The 22,145-nt window shown below is 70.2% G+C and carries 23 protein-coding genes and 1 pseudogene; 14 read left to right on the top strand and 10 right to left on the bottom strand.

All coding sequences use genetic code 11. The features are described 5' to 3' along the window. Positions 1 to 10 precede the first annotated feature (10 nt). Positions 11 to 688 (top strand): envelope integrity protein Cei, encoded by a 678-nt coding sequence (gene cei, locus ACGF7Y_RS03765; protein ID WP_393228838.1) that lies wholly within the window; start codon positions 11 to 13, stop codon positions 686 to 688. Here cei and ACGF7Y_RS03760 read toward each other — a convergent pair whose 3' ends face one another. Continuing rightward, on the bottom strand, positions 689 to 1,621 hold the full coding sequence (locus tag ACGF7Y_RS03760; RefSeq protein ID WP_062977981.1) for an inositol monophosphatase family protein: 933 nt from the start codon (positions 1,619 to 1,621) through the stop codon (positions 689 to 691). Positions 1,622 to 1,788: 167 nt separating this feature from the next. On the opposite strand from ACGF7Y_RS03760, the gene ppgK reads away from it, so the two are divergent. The 3 genes from ppgK (at position 1,789) to ACGF7Y_RS03745 (ending at position 5,124) form a co-directional block, all read left to right on the top strand. Beyond that, positions 1,789 to 2,547, top strand: a complete 759-nt coding sequence (gene ppgK, locus ACGF7Y_RS03755; RefSeq protein ID WP_393228835.1) for a polyphosphate--glucose phosphotransferase — start codon at positions 1,789 to 1,791, stop codon at positions 2,545 to 2,547. Positions 2,548 to 2,740: 193 nt separating this feature from the next. Next, the gene (locus ACGF7Y_RS03750; protein ID WP_063050143.1) at positions 2,741 to 4,105 is read left to right on the top strand and encodes an RNA polymerase sigma factor; all 1,365 of its coding nucleotides are present in this window, start codon (positions 2,741 to 2,743) and stop codon (positions 4,103 to 4,105) included. A gap of 254 nt (positions 4,106 to 4,359) precedes the next feature. After that, complete coding sequence (locus tag ACGF7Y_RS03745) at positions 4,360 to 5,124, top strand: rhomboid-like protein (RefSeq protein ID WP_393228833.1); 765 nt, start codon at positions 4,360 to 4,362, stop codon at positions 5,122 to 5,124. Here the strand turns inward: ACGF7Y_RS03745 and ACGF7Y_RS03740 are convergent, their stop codons facing one another. Further along, a complete protein-coding gene (locus ACGF7Y_RS03740) occupies positions 5,125 to 6,309 on the bottom strand; it encodes a cation:proton antiporter (RefSeq protein ID WP_393228831.1) in 1,185 nt (394 codons plus the stop codon). It lies immediately after the preceding gene. A 3-nt stretch (positions 6,310 to 6,312) separates the two neighbouring features. Beyond that, positions 6,313 to 6,795, bottom strand: a complete 483-nt coding sequence (locus ACGF7Y_RS03735; RefSeq protein ID WP_040867823.1) for a cation:proton antiporter regulatory subunit — start codon at positions 6,793 to 6,795, stop codon at positions 6,313 to 6,315. A 93-nt stretch (positions 6,796 to 6,888) separates the two neighbouring features. Between ACGF7Y_RS03735 and ACGF7Y_RS03730 the strand changes: the two genes are divergently transcribed. Beyond that, positions 6,889 to 8,079, top strand: a complete 1,191-nt coding sequence (locus ACGF7Y_RS03730; RefSeq protein ID WP_393228829.1) for a sensor histidine kinase — start codon at positions 6,889 to 6,891, stop codon at positions 8,077 to 8,079. After that, positions 8,076 to 8,724: pseudogene (locus tag ACGF7Y_RS03725) on the top strand (response regulator). Before ACGF7Y_RS03730 ends, ACGF7Y_RS03725 begins: the two are co-directional and overlap by 4 nt. Here the strand turns inward: ACGF7Y_RS03725 and ACGF7Y_RS03720 are convergent. After that, the gene (locus ACGF7Y_RS03720; protein ID WP_393228827.1) at positions 8,725 to 9,084 is read right to left on the bottom strand and encodes a DUF952 domain-containing protein; all 360 of its coding nucleotides are present in this window, start codon (positions 9,082 to 9,084) and stop codon (positions 8,725 to 8,727) included. A gap of 276 nt (positions 9,085 to 9,360) precedes the next feature. Between ACGF7Y_RS03720 and ACGF7Y_RS03715 the strand changes: the two genes are divergently transcribed. Continuing rightward, positions 9,361 to 9,555 carry a hypothetical protein gene (locus tag ACGF7Y_RS03715; RefSeq protein WP_036538000.1) on the top strand — a complete coding sequence of 65 codons (195 nt, stop codon included), beginning with the start codon at positions 9,361 to 9,363 and terminating at the stop codon, positions 9,553 to 9,555. 106 nt (positions 9,556 to 9,661) lie between these two features. On the opposite strand, the gene ACGF7Y_RS03710 is transcribed toward ACGF7Y_RS03715, so the two are convergent. Further along, positions 9,662 to 10,378, bottom strand: a complete 717-nt coding sequence (locus ACGF7Y_RS03710; protein ID WP_393230925.1) for a TetR/AcrR family transcriptional regulator C-terminal domain-containing protein — start codon at positions 10,376 to 10,378, stop codon at positions 9,662 to 9,664. 158 nt (positions 10,379 to 10,536) lie between these two features. On the opposite strand from ACGF7Y_RS03710, the gene ACGF7Y_RS03705 reads away from it, so the two are divergent. Next, on the top strand, positions 10,537 to 12,294 hold the full coding sequence (locus ACGF7Y_RS03705) for a DEAD/DEAH box helicase (RefSeq protein WP_393228825.1): 1,758 nt from the start codon (positions 10,537 to 10,539) through the stop codon (positions 12,292 to 12,294). Beyond that, on the top strand, positions 12,294 to 12,848 hold the full coding sequence (locus tag ACGF7Y_RS03700) for an SWIM zinc finger family protein (protein WP_393228823.1): 555 nt from the start codon (positions 12,294 to 12,296) through the stop codon (positions 12,846 to 12,848). The genes ACGF7Y_RS03705 and ACGF7Y_RS03700 overlap by 1 nt, the downstream gene beginning before the upstream one ends. A 246-nt stretch (positions 12,849 to 13,094) precedes the next feature. On the opposite strand, the gene ACGF7Y_RS03695 is transcribed toward ACGF7Y_RS03700, so the two are convergent. Continuing rightward, on the bottom strand, positions 13,095 to 13,664 hold the full coding sequence (locus ACGF7Y_RS03695; protein WP_393228821.1) for a class I SAM-dependent methyltransferase: 570 nt from the start codon (positions 13,662 to 13,664) through the stop codon (positions 13,095 to 13,097). Between the two features lie 55 nt (positions 13,665 to 13,719). On the opposite strand from ACGF7Y_RS03695, the gene ACGF7Y_RS03690 reads away from it, so the two are divergent. After that, the gene (locus ACGF7Y_RS03690; protein WP_393228819.1) at positions 13,720 to 14,487 is read left to right on the top strand and encodes a helix-turn-helix domain-containing protein; all 768 of its coding nucleotides are present in this window, start codon (positions 13,720 to 13,722) and stop codon (positions 14,485 to 14,487) included. On the opposite strand, the gene ACGF7Y_RS03685 is transcribed toward ACGF7Y_RS03690, so the two are convergent. Continuing rightward, on the bottom strand, positions 14,488 to 15,228 hold the full coding sequence (locus tag ACGF7Y_RS03685) for an SDR family NAD(P)-dependent oxidoreductase (RefSeq protein WP_393228817.1): 741 nt from the start codon (positions 15,226 to 15,228) through the stop codon (positions 14,488 to 14,490). Between the two features lie 105 nt (positions 15,229 to 15,333). On the opposite strand from ACGF7Y_RS03685, the gene ACGF7Y_RS03680 reads away from it, so the two are divergent. Beyond that, positions 15,334 to 15,930, top strand: a complete 597-nt coding sequence (locus tag ACGF7Y_RS03680) for a TetR/AcrR family transcriptional regulator (protein WP_393228815.1) — start codon at positions 15,334 to 15,336, stop codon at positions 15,928 to 15,930. A gap of 6 nt (positions 15,931 to 15,936) precedes the next feature. Here the strand turns inward: ACGF7Y_RS03680 and ACGF7Y_RS03675 are convergent, their stop codons facing one another. Continuing rightward, positions 15,937 to 17,688 (bottom strand): DEAD/DEAH box helicase, encoded by a 1,752-nt coding sequence (locus ACGF7Y_RS03675; RefSeq protein WP_393230922.1) that lies wholly within the window; start codon positions 17,686 to 17,688, stop codon positions 15,937 to 15,939. Positions 17,689 to 17,880: 192 nt separating this feature from the next. Here ACGF7Y_RS03675 and ACGF7Y_RS03670 point away from each other — a divergent pair, with 192 nt between their 5' ends. Then, entirely contained in the window at positions 17,881 to 19,041 is a 1,161-nt protein-coding gene (locus ACGF7Y_RS03670; RefSeq protein ID WP_393228813.1) for a YihY/virulence factor BrkB family protein, read from the top strand. A gap of 3 nt (positions 19,042 to 19,044) precedes the next feature. Here ACGF7Y_RS03670 and ACGF7Y_RS03665 read toward each other — a convergent pair whose 3' ends face one another. Beyond that, positions 19,045 to 19,281, bottom strand: a complete 237-nt coding sequence (locus ACGF7Y_RS03665; protein ID WP_040867979.1) for a DUF3039 domain-containing protein — start codon at positions 19,279 to 19,281, stop codon at positions 19,045 to 19,047. A gap of 239 nt (positions 19,282 to 19,520) precedes the next feature. On the opposite strand from ACGF7Y_RS03665, the gene ACGF7Y_RS03660 reads away from it, so the two are divergent. Then, positions 19,521 to 19,874: a DUF3099 domain-containing protein gene (locus ACGF7Y_RS03660; RefSeq protein ID WP_040867981.1), complete on the top strand. Its 354-nt coding sequence runs from the start codon at positions 19,521 to 19,523 to the stop codon at positions 19,872 to 19,874. Positions 19,875 to 19,893: 19 nt separating this feature from the next. Here the strand turns inward: ACGF7Y_RS03660 and ACGF7Y_RS03655 are convergent, their stop codons facing one another. Next, positions 19,894 to 21,204 (bottom strand): MFS transporter, encoded by a 1,311-nt coding sequence (locus ACGF7Y_RS03655; protein ID WP_393228811.1) that lies wholly within the window; start codon positions 21,202 to 21,204, stop codon positions 19,894 to 19,896. Positions 21,205 to 21,386: 182 nt separating this feature from the next. Here ACGF7Y_RS03655 and ACGF7Y_RS03650 point away from each other — a divergent pair, with 182 nt between their 5' ends. Further along, positions 21,387 to 22,130 (top strand): VOC family protein, encoded by a 744-nt coding sequence (locus ACGF7Y_RS03650; RefSeq protein ID WP_393228809.1) that lies wholly within the window; start codon positions 21,387 to 21,389, stop codon positions 22,128 to 22,130. Positions 22,131 to 22,145: the final 15 nt, after the last annotated feature.

Here is a 22,145-nt window from a genome sequence, read left to right as displayed (position 1 = left end):
GAGTGTGCTGGTGGTTTCACTGATCACCGAAGGTACCTCGACGGATCCGCACGGGCGGCCGTTCCTGCGTCGCCGCCCCCAGCCCTGGCTCATCATGCTCGGCGTTCTCGCTCTGATCTGCGGGATCGTCTGGGTCAAAGCCCTCACGACGCACGACGCCGACCACACCGCGATGGCGTGCAACTCGCCCAGCCCCGCGTCGGATCCCGGTGCGCCGCAACCGGCTCCACTCGGCCAGCGGGTCGGCGCCGGCCGGCTGCAGGACGTGGAACCAGCGCCGCTGGCGGCGAGCAAGGTGCGCGTGCTCAACGCGAACAACCAGCGCGGCCAGGCCGCGCACGTCGCCGCCCAGCTCGGCGACCTCGGCTTCGCGAGCGCACCCGGAACGCAATACGGCAACGATTCGATATACGTCAACGGCGACCTGGAATGCACCGGGCAGGTCCGCTTCGGCGTCAACGGCCGTCCGGCCGCCGCCGCCGTGCAGTTGGTCGCGCCGTGTGCCGAGTTGATCGAGGATCAGCGCGGCGACGACACCGTCGATCTGGTGCTCGGCTCCCTGTTCCGGGACATCCGGCCCAGCAACGACGCGGAGGAAGTGCTGCGTTCGCTCAAGAACCCGGCGCCGGGCAACTCCACATCCATCGATATCAAGTTGCTCGACGCCGCGCGGCAGGCCCGCTGCTGATCAGCGGTCCGGAATCGGCTCGGTAGCACCCACCCGGGCCAGCAGTTCGCCCAATTCCTCGGCGATGCCGGGCGCGGCGGCCACCACCAGGTCGCCGTCGGTGCCCGGCGCCGTCGCGGGCGGAAGCGTCAGCCGCGCGCCCGCCTCCGCGGCGATCAACGCGCCCGCGCCCCAGTCCCAGGCGTTCAATCCGTGCTCGTAATAGGCGTCCACCCGGCCCGCCGCGACATGACACAGATCCAGCGCCGCCGCGCCGAACCGGCGGATGTCGCGCACGTGCGGCAGCACCTGCGCGACCAGCTCGGCCTGCCTGGTCCTGCGCTGCCTGCCGTAGGCGAATCCGGTGGCCACCAACGACATCGCGACCGATTCGACGGGCGTGCAACTCAGGTGCTCCACCACGCCGTCGGCGTCGACCCGCAGCGCACCGAGCCCGAGCCCGGCGCTGTAGGTGGCCGCCCGAGCGACGTCCACCACGGCGCCTGCGACCGGTCGCCCGCCACGCAGCGCGGCCACCGACACGGCGTAGCCGGGGACGCCGTAGAGGAAGTTGACGGTGCCGTCGATCGGATCCACCACCCAGTGGACGGTGTCCGCGCTCGCGTCGTCGAGACTGCCGCCGCCCTCCTCGCCGAGGATCGGGTCGCCGGGACGCTGTTCGGCGAGCAGTTTTCGGATCAGATCTTCGGTCTCGGTGTCCACGATGGTCACCGGGTCGGTCTCGTGGCTCTTGGACTGCACGGCCCCTTCGGCGTGCGCGCCCGCGGGCCCGAACACCTCGGGGCGGCGGGCACGGACATGGGCGGCGGCCGTCTCGGCGATGTCGACCGCGACGCGACGCAGGTCGGCTTCGTCGCCACGCGCGACGATCGAGACGAAGGAGTCGGGGGTGTAGTCGGACACTGGCGATGAGGTTTCCGGCACGCCCTCCATCGCATCACACATCCTCGCCGAACGCCCAGCCCCGTGGTCCCATTACTCTTGTCGTGCACGACACAGCGCCGTCGTCGGGCATCCCATTCGCAGCGCCCGCAGTGGCGTCGTGGGCCCCGTGCAGCGCTGTCATCACACCGGCCAGCACAGGGAACGAGGGGTTAGTCATGTCCGCTCGGGGGCACGCATTCGGCATCGATATCGGCGGCAGCGGTGTCAAAGGCGCCGCGGTCGATCTGGCCACCGGCGAGTTGGTCCACGAGCGGATCAAGATCGCGACGCCGCACCCCGCGACACCGGGTGCCGTGGCGGAGGCGGTGGCCGAGCTGGTCGCCGAGGCCGGGTGGACCGGGCCGGTCGGCCTCACGCTGCCCGCGGTGGTGACCGGCGGAGTGGCGCGCACCGCGGCGAACATCGACAAATCCTGGATCGGGACCGACGCGCGGGCGCTGTTCTCCACCGCGCTCGGCGGTCGTCCGGTCACCGTGCTCAACGACGCGGACGCGGCGGGCATGGCCGAGGACCGCTACGGCGCGGCAAGCGATTTCGCCGGTCTGGTGCTGCTGCTGACCTTCGGCACCGGCATCGGTTCCGCGTTGCTCTACCACGGCACGCTGGTGCCCAACACCGAGCTCGGCCACCTGGAGGTCCAGGGCATGGAGAGCGAGCACCGCGCGGCGGCCTCGATCAAGGAACGCGACGGCCTGAGCTACGAGCAGTGGGCAGCGCAGGTCAGCCTGGTGCTGACCACGCTGGAGGACCTGTTCTTCCCCGTCGTCTTCGTCGCGGGCGGGGGCATCAGCCGCGACGCCGAGCAGTGGATCCCGCTGCTCACCAATCGGACCCCCGTCATCCCGGCCCGCCTGCGCAACACCGCGGGCATCGTCGGCGCCGCCATGGCGATCGCGGGAGGAGTCGCACCGTGAGGCGCGCGGGTACGGCGAGGATGCCGCCACCGACATCGTGCCGTAGGTACCCTGGTTAGATCGTTACAATGGAACGTGCCCGGCTGAGCCGGAGAAACCCCGACCGGCCCTCCGCCGGTGAAACCCGACAGATCGCTCCGCCGGAACACTACTCTGGCGTGACGCCGCACGAGACCGTCACGAAAGGGCGTACGTGGTAGCCACGAATACCCGTCAGACCGCCGACTCGGCCGATGCCGACTCCGCAGATGTAAACGCAGCACGGCCGGTCCGTAAGGCTGCCGCGAAGAAGGCTCCGGCGAAGAAGGCCGCCGCCAAGAAGGCGCCTGCCAAGAAGGCCGCGAAGGCGACCAAGGCTCCGGCGAAGAAGGCCACCACCAAAAAGGCGGGCCCGGACGGCGAGCCCGGCACCGACGAGGCGATCGAGGACGAGTCGCTCGATCTCGACGATCTCGGCGATCTGGAAGTCTCCGAAGAGGACCTCACCGAGGGCGACGATCTGGTCGACGTGGCCGAGGAGGCGGAGACCGAGGAAGCCGAGGAACCGACGCCCGCGGACAAGGCCTCCGGCGACTTCGTCTGGGACGAGGAGGAGTCCGAGGCGCTGCGGCAGGCCCGCAAGGACGCCGAACTCACCGCCTCGGCCGACTCGGTCCGCGCCTACCTCAAGCAGATCGGCAAGGTCGCGCTGCTCAACGCCGAGGAGGAGGTCGAACTCGCCAAGCGGATCGAGGCGGGCCTCTACGCTGCGGAGAAGGTGCGCGAGTTCGCCGAGCAGGGCGAGAAGTTGCCGGTCGCGATGCGCCGCGACTACAACTGGATCGTCCGCGACGGCAACCGGGCCAAGAACCACCTGCTCGAGGCCAACCTGCGCCTGGTCGTCTCGCTGGCCAAGCGCTACACCGGCCGCGGCATGGCTTTCCTCGACCTGATCCAGGAGGGCAACCTGGGTCTGATCCGCGCGGTGGAGAAGTTCGACTACACCAAGGGCTACAAGTTCTCCACGTACGCCACCTGGTGGATCCGGCAGGCCATCACTCGCGCCATGGCCGACCAGGCCCGCACCATCCGCATCCCGGTGCACATGGTGGAGGTCATCAACAAGCTCGGCCGCATCCAGCGTGAGCTGCTCCAGGATCTCGGCCGCGAGCCGACGCCGGAGGAACTGGCCAAGGAAATGGACATCACGCCGGAGAAGGTGCTGGAGATCCAGCAGTACGCGCGTGAACCCATCTCGCTGGACCAGACCATCGGCGACGAGGGCGACAGCCAGCTCGGCGACTTCATCGAGGACTCCGAGGCCGTGGTCGCCGTGGACGCGGTGAGCTTCACGCTGCTGCAGGACCAGCTCCAGTCGGTGCTGGAGACGCTGTCAGAGCGCGAGGCGGGCGTTGTCCGGCTGCGCTTCGGGCTCACCGACGGCCAGCCCCGCACCCTCGACGAGATTGGCCAGGTCTACGGGGTCACCCGTGAACGCATCCGCCAGATCGAGTCCAAGACCATGAGCAAGCTGCGCCACCCCAGCCGCTCCCAGGTCCTGCGGGACTACCTCGACTAGCTCGCATCGCCTCGACGCCCGTATTCGTCGCGCCGCTCGATTCCTCCAGCGGCCCGGCGGATGCGGGCGTCGTGCTTCGGGTGACCGGGTCGCTCGTGTGAGCGCGATCGGATTCCGGATCCCTCGCTACGGCCCCCTGGACCGATCGTGGGGCGACTTTCGCCGAGTTCGTACCGACGACCCTCGCTCGTGCCGTGACGCAGCGCACACGGGGCCTCACGGCAGGCGTACGCCCGGCGCGGCACACTTGCGGGGTGGTTGCCCCGCCCTCGACTTCGCCCGTACCGCGGTCGCCGTGGACGCAGACCGCCGACCTGCGCGCCGAACTGCGTGACACCTGGGTATGGCTGCGCCGTCCCGAATCGCCGCGCCGGATCCTGCCCGCGATCCGAGGGCATCTGGGCGCCGCGCCCGCGAGCACCGCGTACGCGTTCACGCTGTTCGTCACATGGTGGACGTTGCGCGGGGTCGGAGACTCGGTCGAGCGCAGGCTGATCTTCTCGGCGTCGACCAACCTGTACAACATGCGGCACAACCCGGTTCAGGTGCTGGTCGCCTCGGCGTTCTGGACCGAAGGCGGTTTTCCCTGGGCGACCATCGCCGGTTTCCTGGTCGTCATGGCCTATGCGGAGCGCTGGCTGGGCACCGGGCGCTGGATTCTGCTGTTCGCGACCGGCCACATCGGGGCGACGCTGCTGACCGTCACCGGCATCGCCCATGCCATCGACCGCGGCGTCATTCCCTTGCGGGTGGCCGTCGCCGCGGATGTCGGCACCAGCTACGGGTTCTCGGCCGTGCTCGCGGCGCTGGCGTTCCGGTTCCGTGGCCGGGTGCGAGCGGTGTGGGCCGGGACGATCCTCGTGGCGCTCGGCGCGGCGCTGTGGGTGGAACCGACCTTCACCGACTACGGCCATCTGTGCGCCGCCGTGATCGGGCTGGCGGTCGGCGCGACCGCGAGCCTGTTCTGGCACCGGCTGGAACGGACGGCCGCGCGCAAGGCCCGCTGGGCGCGGAGCTGATCAGGACACCGAAGGCTCGGGACGGCCGCGGTTGCGCAACAGCCCGACCACCGGCTCGACCACCCGCGCCGCGATCGGACCCAGCACCGCCATCAGCAGGACGTAGGTCGAGGCGAGCGCGGTGAGCTGACCGTCCATCGCACCCGCGCTCACGGCCAGTCCCGCGATGACGATGGAGAATTCCCCCCGGGCGACCAGGGCCGCGCCCGCGCGGGCACGGCCGAGGTGCCGGATGCCCTCCCGCGCCGCGGCCCACCACCCGGTCGCCACCTTCGTCACGACACTGACCACGGCGAGCACGATCGCCCACCCCAATACCGGGGGGATCGATCGAAGGTCGGTGCTCAAGCCGAACGCCACGAAGAAGATGGCCGCGAACAGGTCGCGTAGCGGTTCCAGCATTTTCACCGCCGCGCGCGCGGTCGAGCCGGAGATCGCGATGCCGAGCAGGAACGCTCCGACTGCCGCCGACACGCTCAGCGCCGAGGAGGCGCCCGCCACCAGCAGCGCCGCGCCGAGCAGGGTGAGCAGGAAGACCTCCCGATCGGCGCTGTCCACGATCGCCGACACGTACCGTCCGTAGCGCAGGGCCACCACGAGGACCAGCGTGATGGTGACCAGCGCCACCGCCAGCGCGCGCAGCCCGCTGACCCAGCTCAGCCCGGCCAGCACCGTGGTGAGGATCGGCAGGTAGACCGCCATCGCCAAGTCCTCGAACACGAGGATGGACAGGATGACCGGTGTCTCCCGGTTGCCGAGGCGCCCGAGGTCGTCGAGGACTTTCGCCACGATGCCCGAGGACGAGATGTAGGTGACCCCCGCCATCGTGATCGCGCCGTTGAGGCCCCAGCCCAGCATCAGCGCCACTACCGCACCGGGGGACGCGTTGACCACGATGTCCATCAGACCGGCCGGCCAGGAACGGCGCAGCCCGGTCACCAACTCCACGGCCGTGTACTCCAGACCGAGCAGCAACAGCAGCAGCACCACGCCGATCTCGCCCGCGACGTGGCCGAAGTCGTAGGCGGCCCGGAGTTCGATGAGACCGCCCTGGCCGAAGGCCAGACCGCCGAGCAGGTACAGCGGGATGGGCGACATACCGACTCGGCCTGCGACACGCCCTAGCATGCCGAGAACGAAAAGAACCGCTCCGAGCTCGATCAGGGCGAGCGCGGTGTCCGTCACGGCTCAGCCGTGCGTCAAGATCTTCGCGGCGGCATCCAAGCCCTCCGGCGTGCCGACGACCACGAGCAGATCGCCCGCGGTGAAGGTGAAATCGGGACCGGGCGAGGGATGCAGCTGCCCGGCCCGCATGACGGCGACGATGGAGACCTTCGTGCGGGTGCGCATCTCGGTCTCGCCGAGGGTGCGGCCGTCGTACGGGGAGTTGTCCCCGATCGGCAGCTGGCGCGTGGTGATCCCGGGCAGGTCCCGGTGGTCGTCGTTGAGTTTGGCGACCAGTTGCGGCGCGCCGAGCAGGTTGGCCAGGACCGCCGCTTCATCGGTGGTCAGCGGAATCTGGGCGGCACAGGCGTCGGGGTCCTCGAGCTTGGAGACGATCAGGTCGATATCACCGTCGCGGTGGGCGACCACGCCGATTCGGCGACCGGAGCGCACTTCGAAGTCCTTGCGGACACCGATGCCGGGTAGTGCGGTGACGTCGACGTTCACACCCTCCAGACTAACCGGATCCCCCGGCCCGCGGCCCGATCGGTCATCACTTCGGCCGATGGCGCGTCGCGGGCGCTGTGCTGTGATGGAGGCGTGCGGCGTTGGTCGGAGGTGCCGGAGCGGACACGGGATGCGCTGGGCGCGGTGATCGCGTTCGCCGGGGGCGCCGCGCTGTACCTCTCCGGCCTGTCCACGATGACCGAGCGGGGCGAGCAGGTGTCGTTGTGGGTGCGTTTCGGCGTGCTCGCCGCGCTGTGCCTGGCGACCTTCGCCCGGCGCCGGACGCCGGTCGCGGCCATGCTGGGTGGGCTCCTGCCCCTTTCGGTGGACATCCTGCTCGGCGCCACGGTGTCGGTGTGGATCATCTACGCCGACCTGATCTACGCGGCTGTGCTCTACGGCGGGCGCCGGACGTCACGGATCACGGCCCTGTCCTGGTCGGTGCTCTGCGGCATGGTCGTGGTGTCGGCTCTCGCGCTGACCGGCGACCCGCGCGCAGTCGCGTTGGCGTTGGTAGGGGCGTTCAGTTTCGTCGCGACGCCGATCTGGTGGGCGAGTTCGGTGCGCACGCACAAGGAGGTCGCGCATGCCGAGCGCAGCCGGGCCCAGGCGCTCACCCTGGTCGCCGAACTCGACCGCCGCGCGGCCATCGCCGACGAGCGCACCACGATGGCGCGCGACCTGCACGACGTGATCGCCGGGCATCTGTCGGCCATCGCGCTGCACTCGGAGGCGGCGCTCGGGGTGCTTGCCCGCCGCGACGCCGACCCCGCGGTGGCCGGAATCATGCGATCCATTCGTTCCAACAGCGTCAGCGCGCTGGAGGAGATGCGCGCCATGATCGGGTTGCTGCGCAGCGACGACACCGCGGCGGAGGTCGCCGCACCGCGCACCCTCGCCCAGTTGCCGATCCTGGTGGACGCCGCACGCGCGGCGGGCATCTCGGTGCGAGTGCGCGATGCGCTGGACGGCGCGTCGCTGCCCAGCGCGGTCGACCAGACCGCCTATCGCATCGTGCAGGAGGCTTTGACCAACGCTATGAAACACGCACCGGGACAGGAGGTCCGCATCGACGTGCGGGCCGAAGACGAGATGCTGAGGATATCCGTCCGCAACCGGACCGTATCGGCGCGGCCGCACCCGGCGGCCGCAGCCACGCGGCGCGGTCTGCCGAACATGCGCGAGCGCGCCGGAGCGCTCGGCGGAAGCTTATGCGCCGGAACGGATTCCGGTCATTGGGAAGTCGTGGCCCGACTGCCGCTCGGCTCCGACGGTGCCGCATGACGATTCGGGTGGTGATCGCCGACGACCACGCCGCGATCCGCGCGGGCCTGCGGATGATCCTGGACGTCGAGGACGACATCGAGGTGGTCGGCGAGGCGGCCGACGGCGATGTCGCGGTGGCACAGGCCAAAGCGCTACGGCCGCAGGTGGTGCTGATGGACGTGCGGATGCCCGGGGATGGACGGGATCGCCGCCACCGAGCGGATCACCGCCGACGGCCTGGCGAAGGTGCTCATCCTGACCACATTCGATGTGGACGAGTACGTCTTTCGCACACTGCGCGCGGGCGCCTCGGGATTCGTGCTGAAATCCACGTCGGGGCGGGCACTGGTCGAGGCGGTGCGCGCGGTGGCGGCGGGTGACGGCGTGCTGGCTCCGGAAGTGACGCGAGCGGTGATCTCGGTATTCGCCTCGTCGAATCAGGCTGCCGCGCAACCGGCTCCCGCCGGGCTCGACGAACTCACCGACCGGGAACGCGAAGTGCTCGATTGTCTCGGCGACGGCCTGTCCAACGCGCAGATCGCAGGTCGGCTGTTCATCGGCGAAACGACCGTCAAGACGCATGTCTCCCGGGTGCTGACGAAACTGGGTGTGCGGTCGCGGGTTCAAGCCGCCATCGTGGCGCGCGAGATCCGGGAGCGATAGTCACTCCGCACGGGGGGCGAAGGTCCCGTCCGCCTCGGGCAGGTACTCCTCGACGCCCGTGACCGCTGCCACCGGCAGAGGCCCGTACAGGTGCGGGAAGAGCATCGCTGCCGGATCGGTCGGCACCCCCGGCTCCCATTCGATCGGCGACCCGACCCGACCGGGATCGATACGCAGCAACACCAGATCGCGCCGTCCTCGGAACAACCGGTTCGCGGGCAGGTGCACCTGCTGCGGCGACGAGAGGTGGATGAATCCCGCTTCGGCGAGCGAGGGCGCACGGTACTCCCCCGTTTGCCGAGCGGAAAGCCATTCCTCCGAAGTGCATAGGTGAACAAGCGTGTGAGTGTCATAGGTCACGGGTAATCTCCCGGTAGACAACTGGATCGGCCGATCGAGAGTGTGACGCAGTGCACATCGACGACATGACCTGTGGCGTTCGCCCGTAGCGAAATCCCTGGTCGTGTTATCGAAAACACACTGCTTCATACGCGGGAACAAAGTCCCCCGTCCCGAACGTCTGACAGAGTAGTCATACCCCTGCTGGGAAGTAGCGGTAGCGAGCTCGTGGTGAGTGACCACGGGCCCCACACCAGGTGAACGGTCGTCGGGACCGGGAGCCAGGACGGAGGAGTCATGCCAGGAACCCTGACAAGCACCCCACTGACCGCGGTCGATCGTTGCGACCGCTGCGGGGCGGCTGCCCGAGTGCGTGCCGTACTGCCCGCGGGTGGAGAGTTGCTCTTCTGCCAGCACCACGCGAACGAACACATGGATCGGCTGCGTGAGCTGGACGCCGTGATCGACACGGAGTCCGCTCCCGCACTCTGATCTGCTCCTCGCGTCCTGACACAACAGCATCGGACAACAGAACACCGTTTCCACCGGCAGCGGGCGACCCACAGGTCGTCCGCTGTCGGCGTGTCCGGGGCGGCGATCAGTCCCCGGACACTCCGGCGAGGATGCCGTCCAACAGCCGGGCCAGGCCGTATTCGAACGCGCCGTCCGGGTCGGCGGGCGCCTGGTACAGCTCGCCGACCGTCGCCCCGACGCGCGACGAGAGCGGGAACCGGCTCGGCGGCATGACCTCGGCCAGCAGCGGCCCGTGCACCTCCCACCACTCCGCGTCGCTCATCCGCCCGGTCTCGCGGGCAGCGGCCACCGCCATGCGCGCATTCCCGGCGGCGAACTCCGACAGCACGGCGATCACCCGGTCCATCACCACGTCCGGCATGCCGAGCCCCTCGATCGCGGCGAGCTGCCGCTCATAGCGGCGCATCCGTCCCGGCCCGAGCACGAGCCGCCAGGGCGGCACCTCGAGCAGCCAGGGGTGCGCCACGAACTCCGCGCGGACCCGGCGGGCCACCGCGGCCAAGCGCTCACGGGGCGGTAGATGCGCAGGTATCGGCGGGTCCTCGTCGGCCACCGCGTCGACCATGAGGACCGCCAGGGCGTCCTTGCTCGGCACGTACGTGTACAAACTCATCGGCCGCAGGCCCAGCTCGGCGGCGACCGTGCGAATGGAGACCTTCTCGTAGCCCTCCCGGTCGGCGAGCGTGACCGCCGCCGCGACCACCGCGTCGACGGTGACCGTCTGCTTCGGGCCGCGCCCCACCGGACGCGGTGGAAGTTCGTGCCGCCAGAGCAGGCCCATCAGCTGCCTCGCCTGGTCGGGTGCGATGTCGTCGTTCACCTACTCCTCGGAACAAACTCGGTACGGTGTACGTTGTCACTTTACTCCGTACGCCATACGTTGATTCAAAGGGGTGCGTTCTGCCCAGCACACATGCCACTTACCTACCGGATCGGCACATGTTCGCACTCTGGACCTGGATGGGACACGCTACGGGTCCGGCCCCGGCGGGTCCGGGTGACCGCGAGACCCTCGAGCTGGCCGTCCCGGCCGCCGCGGGCGGAACCTTGGAAGTCACCGACGTCGACGCCGTCCTGGTGGACCCCGTGACCTTCGCCGACTCGACGATCGAGCACTCCGGAGAGTCCGTCTCGGCCTGGCAGCGCATCGTGCGCTCCGCACTGGCCGGGGAGCCACCCGGCACGGATACCGACGCGCTGCCCATCGCCGCGCACGCCGTCCCCGACGCGTCCGGCACGGCGATCGTCTCCGCGCACCGCGCGCAGCGCGTACTGCACGACACCGAGGCCATCGCCGCGGAGCTGCGGGCGACGCTGAAAGCGCGCCTGCGCCCCTACCAGGCACGCGGAATCGGCTGGCTACGCGAGACCGTGGCCGCGCACGGCGGCGCGGTGCTCGCCGACGAGATGGGACTCGGCAAGACCGTGCAGGCCATCGGCTTCCTGCTCGATCGCGCCCCGAGCGGTCCACAGCTGGTGGTGTGCCCGACCTCGCTGGTCGGCAACTGGGCACACGAGATCGGCCGGTTCGCGCCGGGGCTGCGGGTGGCCGTCTGGCGCGGTGGTGGCCTCGACGCCGACGCCGCCACCGTCGTCGTCACCGGCTATCCGACCTTGCGGCTGCACGGACGGCTGCTGACGCAGCACGCCTGGGCGACGGCCGTCTTCGACGAGGCGCAGGCGCTGAAGAATCCTCGCACCCAGGTCGCGAAGGCCGCGCGCGCGATCGACGCGGCCGCGACCGTCGCGCTGACCGGCACGCCGGTCGAGAACCACCTCGAGGAGCTGTGGGCGCTGCTGCACCTGGTGGCGCCCCGGCTGTTCGGGCACCGGACGCAGTTCCGGCGTCGTTTCGTGCGGCCGATCCAGGAGGGTTCGGCGGCCGCCGCGGCGCGTCTTCGCGACACCATCGAACCCGTGGTGCTTGCCCGCACAAAAAGCCAGGTCGCCGCCGCCCTACCCGCGAAGATCCACAGCGACCTGCTCTGCGACCTCACCGACGAACAGGAGCGGCTCTACGACCACCTGCTCGACAAAGCCGTCGAGGACGGATTCGGCGCGGGCATCGAGCGCCACGGCCGCGTGCTCGCGGCGCTGACCGCTCTCAAGCAGGTGTGCAACCATCCCGGGCTGATCACCGGCGAACTCCACGAACTGGCCGGCCGCTCCGGAAAACTCGACCTGTGCACCGACATCGTCGCCTCCAATCTCGAAACCGACAGTCCGACACTGATTTTCACGCAGTACCGCCAGACCGGTGAGCTGCTGGTGCGGCACCTGAGTGAACAGTTCGGGGTGCGGGCGCCGTTCTTCCACGGCGGGCTCTCCCAGGCCGAGCGCGCCGAGATCGTCACGCGGTTCCAAGCCGAGGACGGACCGCCGGTGCTGGTGCTCAGCCTGCGGGCGGCGGGCACGGGGCTCACGCTGACCCGCGCCGCCGACGTCGTCCACTTCGATCGCTGGTGGAACCCCGCGGTGGAAGCCCAGGCCTCCGACCGGGTCCACCGAATCGGGCAGACCCGCACGGTCACCGTCACCACACTCACCTCGGCCACCACCGTGGAGGAGCACATCGCGGGCATGCACGACCGCAAGGCCGCGCTGCGCGACCTGGGCGACGCGGCGGGCATCGCGGCCCTGGCCGCCCTGGACGACGACCGGCTGATCGAGATCCTGCGGCGCAAGAGGGAGAATTGATGGCGGACAACGAATTCGGCTACACGGCGTGGGGCATGGACTGGGTGCGGCTGGCCGAGCCGCTGCGCCAGACCCGGCCGGACCCGCTGCTGCCCCGCGCGCGCAGCATCGCCCGCAACAACGGCGTGCGAGCCACCGTCGAGGGCCGGGTGGTGCGGGCCACCATCCACCGCGGCGGCGAGGCGTCGCTGACCCACGTGGAGGTGGCGCCGCTGTCCCGGCAGACGATCACCGCGATAGCCGCGATCGCGCCGGACCCGACCCTGCTGACCGACGACACGCACCGCGCGATCAGCGCGGCCGGAATCGCGCTCGGGCCGCAGCTCGCGGGCACCGACTGCTCGTGCACGGCACGCAAGGCCCGGTGCGTCCACGTCCTGGCCGTCTACTACGAGATGGCGCGTCGAGTCGACGAGGATCCGCGCCTCGCCTTGGCGATCCAGGACTATTTCGCTGCCACGCCGATGGATTCGGACGAGCCCGCACCGCAGGCGCGGTGGACCCCGATCAGTGCGCTGGACCCGCGGCGATTCTTCACAACGACGACTGGCTGAACGGCCGGGCGACAGCTGACGCGTCCCTGCCGCCGGGGTGCGGGCCACTGGCAAGAGCGACATAGCCGTGAGCCGGCGTGGTCGGCGCAACGCAGCCCAGCCAACCGGCTCGCCTCGATTTCGGCTTTCCTCCGATCCCGGACCGCAGCCACCGTCCGGCTGGTTCCGCACCCCGACCTTCCCGCCGGGCACCCGACGGGGAGGAGCCCGCGACCCGCTCGTACCGGCCGCTTCCGGGCTCGGACCTCACTCAGGCCGTCTGGCCCGGAAGCGGAAACTCGAAGCGCCGGTGTCGATCCGCACATCGGTGAAGCCGATCCGGCGCAGCCGGTCGGCTGCGGTCTCCGGCGGCACGGGCACACAGGTGTCGCCGAGGTGCATGAGCCGGAACAGGCGGCCGTCGAGCCCGTCGCTGCCCGCGAACACCCCGCCCGGGCGCAGGACCCGCAGGGCTTCGGCGAACAGCGCGTCCTGCCTGTCGGGTGTCGGCACGTGGTGCAGCATGGTGAAGCAGACCACGGAGTCGAATCGCCCCGGCGGCAGAGGCATGTCGGCGCCGTCGCCGTCGATCACCGTCATCGCCTCGCCGTGCCGCTCGCGTAACCGGGTCGCCAGCGCCGGATCGATTTCGACACCGGTGAGCGCCGATGTCCGGGCCAGTAACGCGGAGACGTTGGCGCCGTAGCCGGGACCGATCTCCACGGTGTCGGCGCCCAGGTCGAGGCCGGACAGCGCCCACGGCACGATGCGCGTCGCGCTGGTCTTCTCCCACATCGACGAGCGGCACAGCAATCGGTGAAATATGTTCATCGCCATGCCTGTGACGCTAGGAACGGATCGCGCCGGGCACGACAGGCTACGGTGACAAGTTGTGTCGCAGAACGGCCACGCCGTAGTCCATCCCGCTCCGGCGGGCGCGACCGCCATGGTGTTCGGGGTCGGAGTGCTGCCCGCCAGGCACTGGTTCGACCGGCACGAGCATCCGCAACACCAGATCGCCTGGGCCTCGCGCGGCGTCCTCGCGGTCGAGGTGGACGACAACCGCTGGGTGCTACCGCCGACCAGGGCGCTGTGGATCCCCGCGGGCGTCGCGCACCGAACCGGCACCTCCGACGGCGCCGCGATGCGCGGCATCTTCCTCGACCCCCGCCGCTGTCCGGTCGAGTTCGCCGCGCCGACCATGTTGCGCGTGACCCGGCTCCTGCATGAACTGTTCGACCTGCTCACCACGACCGACACCGGCCGGGAGCAGCGAACGCGGGCCGAGGCGGTCGTGTTCGATCTGCTCGAGCCCGTCCCGGTGATCCCGATCGGTGCGCGATTGCCCAGCGATCCCCGGGCACGGCAGGTGGCCGACGCGCTCACCGCCGATCCGGCCGACCCGCGCACGCTCGCCGAGTTCGCCGTCCACGTCGCCGCCAGCCCGCGCACGCTGGCCCGGTTGTTCGTGTCGCAGACCGGTCTCGGCTTCGGCCAGTGGCGCACGCAGGCCAGGCTGGCCGCTTCGCTGCCGCTGCTCGCCGCGGGCCTGCCGGTCGCCCGGATCGCGGGCCGGGTCGGCTACGGGACGCCGAGCGCTTACGTCGCGGCGTTCCGGCGGGCGGTCGGAATTCCGCCGGGACGGTATTTCTCCGGCTGATCAGGCGTTGGTGCCGCTGTCCACGGTGAGGAACGCGCCGGTCACGCTGCGACCGGACGGCCCGGCCAGGTAGGCCACCGCGGCCGCGACATCGTCGGCGGCGCCGAAGCGGCCCAGCGCGGTGAGGTCACGCTGGCGCTGCGCGTGCGCGCCGTCGCCGGGGTTCATGTCGGTGTCGGTGGAGCCCGGCTGGACGAGGTTCACCGTGATCGCGCGCGGGCCCAGTTCGCGCGCCAGCGCCTTGGTGAAGCCGCTGAGCGCCGACTTGCTGAGGTTGTAGAGCGTCAATCCGTCGAACGGCGCGTGATCGGTGAGGTTGGTGCCGATGCTGATGATCCGGCCGCCGTCGGTCATGTGCGCGACCGCGGCCTGCGCACCGACGAACGCGGCACGGGCGTGCACGCCGAGCGCGTTGTCGATCTCCGCGAGGGTGAACTCCTCGAACGGCTTCGCCGGGAAGATCCCCGCGTTGTTGACCAGGATGTCCAGCCCGCCGAGTTCGGCCGCGGCGCGGTCCACCGCGGCGCGCACGGCCGTGGCGTCGGCGCTGTCGGCCTGGATCGCGACGGCTCGGCGGCCGAGCGCTCGCACATCGCCGACCACCGTCTTCGCCTGGCCTTCGGCGTGCTGGTAGGTCAGCGCCACGTCCGCGCCCGCCGCGGCGAGGCGGCGCGCGATCGCCGCCCCTATCCCGCGACTGCCCCCGGTGACCAGCGCGACCTTGCCCGTGAGGTCCGACATCGGTACTCCTCCAATTTCTGTGTCGATCAATACATAAATAGCCAAGCGCATCGTCCACCCGGGTGTCAAGGGGTATATTTAACGATCGACACAGAAAGGTCCGGCATGGCTGAACGGGGACGACCGCGCGCTTTCGATCGCGCCGAGGCGTTGCGCTGTGCCATGGAAGTGTTCTGGGAGCACGGCTACGAGGGCGCCTCGATGAGCGACCTCACCACCGCGATGGGGATCAACTCCCCCAGCCTGTACGCCGCGTTCGGGAGCAAGGAGGCGCTGTTCCGCGCGGCCGTGGAGCTCTACGGGCACACCGACGGCGGCTACACCGCCCGCGCGTTGCGGGAGGAGCCGACCGCGCGGGCGGCTGTCGAGGCGATGCTGCGGGACAACGCGAGGGCTTACACCGAGGAGAACAAGCCGCACGGGTGCATGGTCGTGCTGGCGGGATCCACCTACACCACCCGCAACACCGGCATCCGCGACTTCCTTGTCGACAAGCGCCGCGAGACCATCGAAGACCTCCGGCGGCGGCTCGATCGCGGCCTCGCCGAGGGCGACCTACCGGAAGGCACCGATACCGCGGCGCTGGCCGGTTTCTACACCACGGTTCTCTACGGCCTGTCCATCCAGGCACGCGACGGCGCGTCGGCGGCGGAGCTCACCGCCTCCATCGACTGCGCCATGACCGCCTGGCCCGCCGGCTGACGCGGGCTATTTCCGGCGCAGCGCGGCGATGCGCTCACCGAGCTGCTCGGCGGAGGCCAGCGCGGTCGGCGGCCCTCCGCACTCGCGGCGCAACTCGCCGTGGATCACCCCGTGCGGTTTCCCGGTGCGGTGGTGGTGCATCGCCACCAGGCTGTTGAGTTCACGTCGCAGCTCGCCCAGCCGATCGGCTGTGGCCACCCGCTCCGCGGCTCCGGCCACCTGCGCGCCCGGATCGGGGACAGGTGCGGGCACACTGCGCTCGGAAACCTGTTTGGCCTGCCGCTCGCGCAACAGCGCGCGCATCTGCTCGGCGTCCAGCAGGCCCGGAATCCCCAGGTAATCGGCCTCCTCGTCGCTACCCGCGAAAGTCGCGGTACCGAAGGAGGACCCGTCGTAGATCACCTGGTCGAGTTCGGCGTCGGCGGCCAGCGCGACGAAGGACTTCTCCTGCTCGCCCGGCTCGTCCTGCTGCTTGTTCGCTTCGATCAGCAGGTCGTCGTCGAGACCGTTCTTCTCCCGGTGCGGCTTGCCGATGACGTGGTCGCGCTGCAACTCCAGCTGCGCGGCCAGATCCAGCAACACCGGCACCGACGGCAGGAACACGGTCGCGGTCTCACCGGGCTTGCGGGCACGCACGAACCGCCCGATCGCCTGCGCGAAGTACAACGGGGTGGAGGCGCTGGTCGCGTACACCCCGACGGCCAGGCGCGGGACGTCGACGCCCTCGGACACCATGCGGACCGCGACCATCCAGGGCTGGGTGCTCTTGCCGAATTCGGCGATGCGGTTGGAGGAGGCCGGGTCGTCGGAGAGCACCAGCGCGGGCTTCTCACCCGAGATGTGCTCGAGCAGTTCCGCGTAGTCGCGGGCACGGTCCTGGTCGGTGGCGATCACCAGACCGCCCGCGTCCGGCATACCGGAGGCGCGCTTCTGGCGCAGCCGGATGTCGGCGGCGCGCAGCACGGCGGAGATCCAGTCGCCCGCCGGGTCCAGCGCGGTCCGCCAGGCGCGGGCGGTCTGTTCGGCGTTCAGCGGCTCGCCGAGACGCGCGGAATACTCCTCGCCCGCGCTGTCGCGCCAGTGCGCCTCGCCGGAATAGGCCAGGAAGACCACCGGCCGCACCACGCCGTCGGCGAGGGCCTCGGCGTAGCCGTAGGTGTGGTCGGCACGGGACTTCGGGAACCCGGACTCGTCGGGTTCGTAGACGACGAACGGAATCTGGCTGTCGTCGCTGCGGAACGGTGTACCGGTCAGCGCGAGGCGGCGGGTGGCGTCGCCGAACGCCTCGGCGGTCGCCTCGCCCCAGCTCTTGGCGTCTCCGGCGTGGTGGATCTCGTCGAGAACGACGAGCGTCCTGCGGTTTTCGGTGCGTACGCGGTGGCGGAAGGGATGCGCGGCGACCTGCGCGTAGGTGACCACGACGCCGTGATAGTCACCCGAGGTGCCGCCGGTGGAGTTGGAGAACCGCGAGTCCAGCGCGATCCCGGCGCGTGCGGCGGACTGCGCCCACTGATGCTTGAGGTGCTCGGTCGGCGCCACCACGGTGATCTGGTCCACCGTGCGGTCGGCCAGCAGCTCGGCGGCCACCCGCAGCGCGAAGGTGGTCTTGCCCGCGCCCGGGGTGGCCACGGCGAGGAAGTCCCGCGGCCCGGTGGCCAGATACTTCGTCAGCGCCCGTCGCTGCCAGGCGCGGAGCGAGCCGCCGACGACGGTACTCGCCGCTGTCGAATCGCCCGGCGTCTCCGCTTCTCCCGCCACAGCGGCGCCACCCGACCCAGTCACGCAGACGACCCTAGCGGCCCGCCACGGTGTGTCGCCAAACCGACGCGGCGGGCGCGACGGGCATCACACGGCCACCAGCCAGGACGCCGGCAGTTCACCCGATGCGCATCGACACGTCCCGCGCACAGTCCGATGCCGATCGCCGAAGTGCGCGATGCTGTAAGCACGATGACCGAGCACCGCGCCCTCCCGGGCGATCCGCCGCGGACCGACGCACCGTCGCCCCGCGCCGCCGCCGCGCGCGCACCCACCTGGACCGACCGCGCCGGCGCGCGGGCGGCGGTGCTGAGCAACGGCGCCGCCGCGCTGATCGTGCGGGTGGCACGGAAGGCCTGGGACGATTCCATCTTCGCCAAGTCGGCCGCGGCGGCGTTCTGGCAGACGCTCTCCCTGGCGCCGCTGTTGCTCGGGGTACTCGGCAGCCTCGGTTACGTCGGCGGCTGGTTCGGCCCGGACACGGTGCAGATCGTCGAGACCAAGATCATCGCGTTCAGCCAGGACCTGTTCAGCGCGAACGTGGTCTCCGACCTCATCGAGCCAACGGTGCAGGACGTCCTCGGCCGCGGGCGCGGCGCGGTGGTGTCGGTGGGCTTCGTGCTGTCGCTGTGGGCCGGGTCGTCGGCGATGGCGACCTTCGTCGACTCGATCGTGGAGGCGCACGACCAGCAGGACGCGCGGCACCCGGTGTGGCAGCGCATCTTCGCCCTGTTGCTGTATGTGCTGTTCCTCGTGGCGTCGGTGTTCATCCTGCCGCTGGTGGCGCTGGGGCCGACGCTGATCGGGCGGGTGCTGCCCACCGCGTGGCGGGCGACCGGACTGGGACTGCTGGATTTCTTCTACTACCCGGGCGTCGGCCTGCTGCTGATCGTCGGGCTGACCACGCTGTACAAGCTGGCGCTGCACACCTCGCTGCCCTGGCACCGGCTCTTCGGCGGGGCCCTGGTGGCCGGGGTCTTCTTCATGGCGGCCAGCGACGTGCTGCGCCGCTACCTGTCCTGGGTCACCCGCACCGGCGTCACCTACGGCGCGCTGGCGACGCCGATCGCGTTCCTGCTGTTCACGTTCTTCCTGGGCTTCGCGGTGATCCTGGGCGCGGAGTTCAACGCGGCGGTACAGGAGTTCTGGCCCGCCCGGGCGACGCGCATGGAGCAGGTGAAGGAGTGGATCGCGAGCCAGGTGCGCGGAGAGGGAGAGGGAGAGGGCGGAGCCGACGACGAGGACACGGCAGACCGGAACGAGGCCGCCGCGAGCCCGGACGAGGCCGGGCCCGACGGCTCGCACGTCATGTTCGGTCGACGCGGAGCGGGGTCCTCGTCCGGCGAGTCGTAGGTGTCACTCGCCCTTGCGTAGGCCGTCGTAGACCTTCTTGCACTCGGGGCACACCGGAGAGCCGGGCTTGGGCGAGCGGGTCACCGGGAAGACCTCTCCGCACAGCGCGACCACGTGGGTGCCCATGACGGCGCTCTCGGCGATCCTGTCCTTCTTCACATAGTGGAAGAACTTCGGGGTGTCGTCGCCCGTCGTCTCGTCGGTCGTCGTATCCGGGCGAACCATGGTGTCGGTGCTCACGCATTCCATGATGCCGCATCGCGCGGCACCGGGCCGAGCACGGTGCCGCATCAGCGGTGACCACATTCTCGGAGCGGAAGCCGATCGCGGGATCGCATCGGATGTGCCCCACGATCTCGGCGCGGAAGACGACCGTATGTGCGCGGATCGAGCGCGAGTGGAAGACTCGGGGTATGCAGCAGAACGGCGATTCCCGATCCGCCGACGGCCGCGACCGCGAAGAGCACCCCGACGTGACGATGCCGACGCAGCCCCGCCGTTCCCCCGGATACTTCCCAGGCAATGACGACAAACACCCGGTGCTGATCACCGAGGCGGCGCCCTCTCTCGAGGACCAGCACCGGGCCAGAGTGCGCCGGTACACGATCATCATGGCGTTCCGCATACCGTGCCTGGTTCTCGCCGCGATCGCCTACAGCACGTTCGGCAATCCGCTGCTGTCCATCCTGATCATCGTCGCGTCGATCCCGCTGCCCTGGATCGCGGTGCTGATCGCCAACGATCGCCCACCCCGCCGCAAGGACGAGCCCAGTCGCTGGGACCGTCCCCGTACCGCGATCGAGTCGCGTCCGCACAACGCGATCGACGGCTGAAGTTCCCCGCGGCGCCCACTCACCGCGAGCCGAACCCCCCGCCGGGGGCCGGAGCCCTGCGGATGACCGCCGACATCACCGCGGCGGCCCCGCACAGACCGCCCGCCAGATACCAGGCGAGGTCGTAGCTGCCCTGCAGGTCGCGGATGACACCGGCGCCGGTGGCCGCCACCGCCGAGCCGATCTGGTGGGCGGCGAACACCCAGCCGAACGCGACCGGACCATCGGCGCCGAACAGTTCGCGGCACAGCACGACCGTCGGCGGCACCGTGGCCACCCAGTCCAGGCCGTAGAAGATGATGAACACCCACAGGCTCGGCTGGGTGTCCGGACCGAGCAGCGCGGGCAGGATCAGCAGCGACAGACCGCGCAGCGTGTAGTAGCCGATCAACAGGTAACGCGGGTCCATCCGGTCGGTCAGCCAGCCCGAGGCGATGGTGCCCGCCACGTCGAAGATGCCGACCACGGCCAGCAGACTAGCGGCGGTGGTCGGTGGCATACCGTGGTCGTGCGCGGCGGTGACGAAATGGGTACCGACCAACCCGTTGGTCGACGCGCCACAGACCGCGAACCCGCCCGCGAGCAACCAGAAGCCGGGACGGCGGGCGATGGTGGCGAGCACCGTGAGCGCCCGCGACGCGCCACCGGCGGCCGGTACCCGAAGGCCCACCGTGCTGTCCGGCTCGGCGCCATACGCTCGCACGCCCAGGTCACTCGGATAGTCCCGGATGAACAGCAGCACCAGCGGCGCCACGGCCAGTGCCGCGGCCGCGACGATCAGCGACGGCACCCGCCAGCCGTGCGCGTGGGCCAGCGCCGAAACCAGCGGAAGGAAGACCAGCTGTCCGGTCGCGCCCGCGGCGGTGAGCACCCCGGTGACCAGACCGCGCTGACGCACGAACCACCGGCCGGTGATCGTCGCGACGAACGGCATCGACATCGACCCCACACCCACCCCGACCAGTAGTCCCCAGGTCAGCACCAGGTGCCACGGCCGGGACATGAACACCGTCAGCCCGCTGCCCGCCGCCACCAGCAGCAGCGCGCAGGCCACCACCCTGCGGATGCCGAAACGGTCCATCAGCGCGGCGGCGAACGGTGAGATCAGACCGTAGAGCAGCAGATTCAGCGAAACGGCGGTCCCGATGGTTGCGTGTGACCAGCCGAACTCCTCGTGCAGCGGGTCCATCAGCACGCCGGGCACCGACCGGAATCCGGCCGCGCCCAGCAGCGCGATGAAACCGACGCCCGCGACCAGCCATGCCGGATGCAACCGCCGGCGCGGCGCGGTGTCGAGAGAAATCGGGGGCGGCGTCCGCAGTTCGGTCACCCGATGAGCCTGCCGGAATCATGTTCACGCATCGAGTGGCGGAAATGCCACATACCATCGAATTCGTGCCAATCGGGGGAGCGCCGGTATCTTCTCGACAAGGCGCGCACGCGTACCTAGGGTCGCATGGGACCTCGCGCACCACGATCACCGTTGTTGCGGGCGACAAGACAGGAGTGCACATGATTCGGTGGATCTGGGTCTTCCTGGACCGCCCGACGCAGCGTTTCGACGACTGCGCGAAGTTCTGGTCCACGGTCACCGGCACCGAACTCTCCCCTCGGCGCGGTGCGAACGACGAGTTCCTCACCTTGTTGCCCGACCCCGCGCTGTTCGCCGCGGCGAGCGTCAAGATGCAAGCGGTGACCGGCCTGGGCGGTGTGCACCTCGATTTGGACGTCGACCATATCCCCTCCGCCGTCCGCACCGCCCTGGACCTCGGGGCGGAGCTGGTCGCCAACCATCCGGACTACGCCGTGCTGCGCTCCCCCGGCGGCCAGACGTTCTGCCTGACGCCCAGCGGCCGCGCGAGGAGCACGCCCGCACCCGCCGTCCGGGCTCCGGACGGCACGTTCTCCCGCCTCGACCAGGTGTGCCTCGACATCGGCCCGCTCGACCACGAGGTGGAGACCCGCTTCTGGAAGCTGCTGACCGGGTGGGCTTTCCAGCCCGGCAGGCGGCCGGAATTCGCCCGCCTGCGCTCCGCGGAACAGCAGTTACCCGTGCAGCTGCTGTTGCAGCGCCTCGGTGAGAACCGCCCGACCAGCGCGCATGTCGACTTGGCCGCGAGCGACATCGAAGCCACCGCCGCGTGGCACGAGTCGCTCGGCGCGACCGTGGTGGAGCGTCATGAGCATTGGATCGTCCTGAGCGATCCGGCCGACGCGCTGTACTGCGTCACCGGACGCGATCCCAGCGGAGTCTGATCGGCCTCCGCAACG

It is taken from the genome of Nocardia sp. NPDC047654 (assembly GCF_043205035.1).
Taxonomy (GTDB): Bacteria; Actinomycetota; Actinomycetes; order Mycobacteriales; family Mycobacteriaceae; genus Nocardia.
Note: the sequence above shows the minus strand (reverse complement) of the source record. Positions and strands in the feature narration are given on the sequence as shown.

Bases quoted from the DNA above. Each gene is read 5' to 3' on its own strand.
- ACGF7Y_RS03760 (WP_062977981.1), bottom strand. From the start codon at position 1,621: ATGGAGGGCGTGCCGGAAACCTCATCGCCAGTGTCCGACTACACCCCC.
- ppgK (WP_393228835.1), top strand. From the start codon at position 1,789: ATGTCCGCTCGGGGGCACGCATTCGGCATCGATATCGGCGGCAGCGGT.
- ACGF7Y_RS03715 (WP_036538000.1), top strand. From the start codon at position 9,361: ATGCCAGGAACCCTGACAAGCACCCCACTGACCGCGGTCGATCGTTGC.
- ACGF7Y_RS03710 (WP_393230925.1), bottom strand. From the start codon at position 10,378: ATGGGCCTGCTCTGGCGGCACGAACTTCCACCGCGTCCGGTGGGGCGC.
- ACGF7Y_RS03705 (WP_393228825.1), top strand. From the start codon at position 10,537: ATGTTCGCACTCTGGACCTGGATGGGACACGCTACGGGTCCGGCCCCG.
- ACGF7Y_RS03700 (WP_393228823.1), top strand. From the start codon at position 12,294: ATGGCGGACAACGAATTCGGCTACACGGCGTGGGGCATGGACTGGGTG.
- ACGF7Y_RS03695 (WP_393228821.1), bottom strand. From the start codon at position 13,664: ATGGCGATGAACATATTTCACCGATTGCTGTGCCGCTCGTCGATGTGG.
- ACGF7Y_RS03685 (WP_393228817.1), bottom strand. From the start codon at position 15,228: ATGTCGGACCTCACGGGCAAGGTCGCGCTGGTCACCGGGGGCAGTCGC.
- ACGF7Y_RS03680 (WP_393228815.1), top strand. From the start codon at position 15,334: ATGGCTGAACGGGGACGACCGCGCGCTTTCGATCGCGCCGAGGCGTTG.
- ACGF7Y_RS03670 (WP_393228813.1), top strand. From the start codon at position 17,881: ATGACCGAGCACCGCGCCCTCCCGGGCGATCCGCCGCGGACCGACGCA.
- ACGF7Y_RS03660 (WP_040867981.1), top strand. From the start codon at position 19,521: ATGCCGACGCAGCCCCGCCGTTCCCCCGGATACTTCCCAGGCAATGAC.
- ACGF7Y_RS03650 (WP_393228809.1), top strand. From the start codon at position 21,387: ATGATTCGGTGGATCTGGGTCTTCCTGGACCGCCCGACGCAGCGTTTC.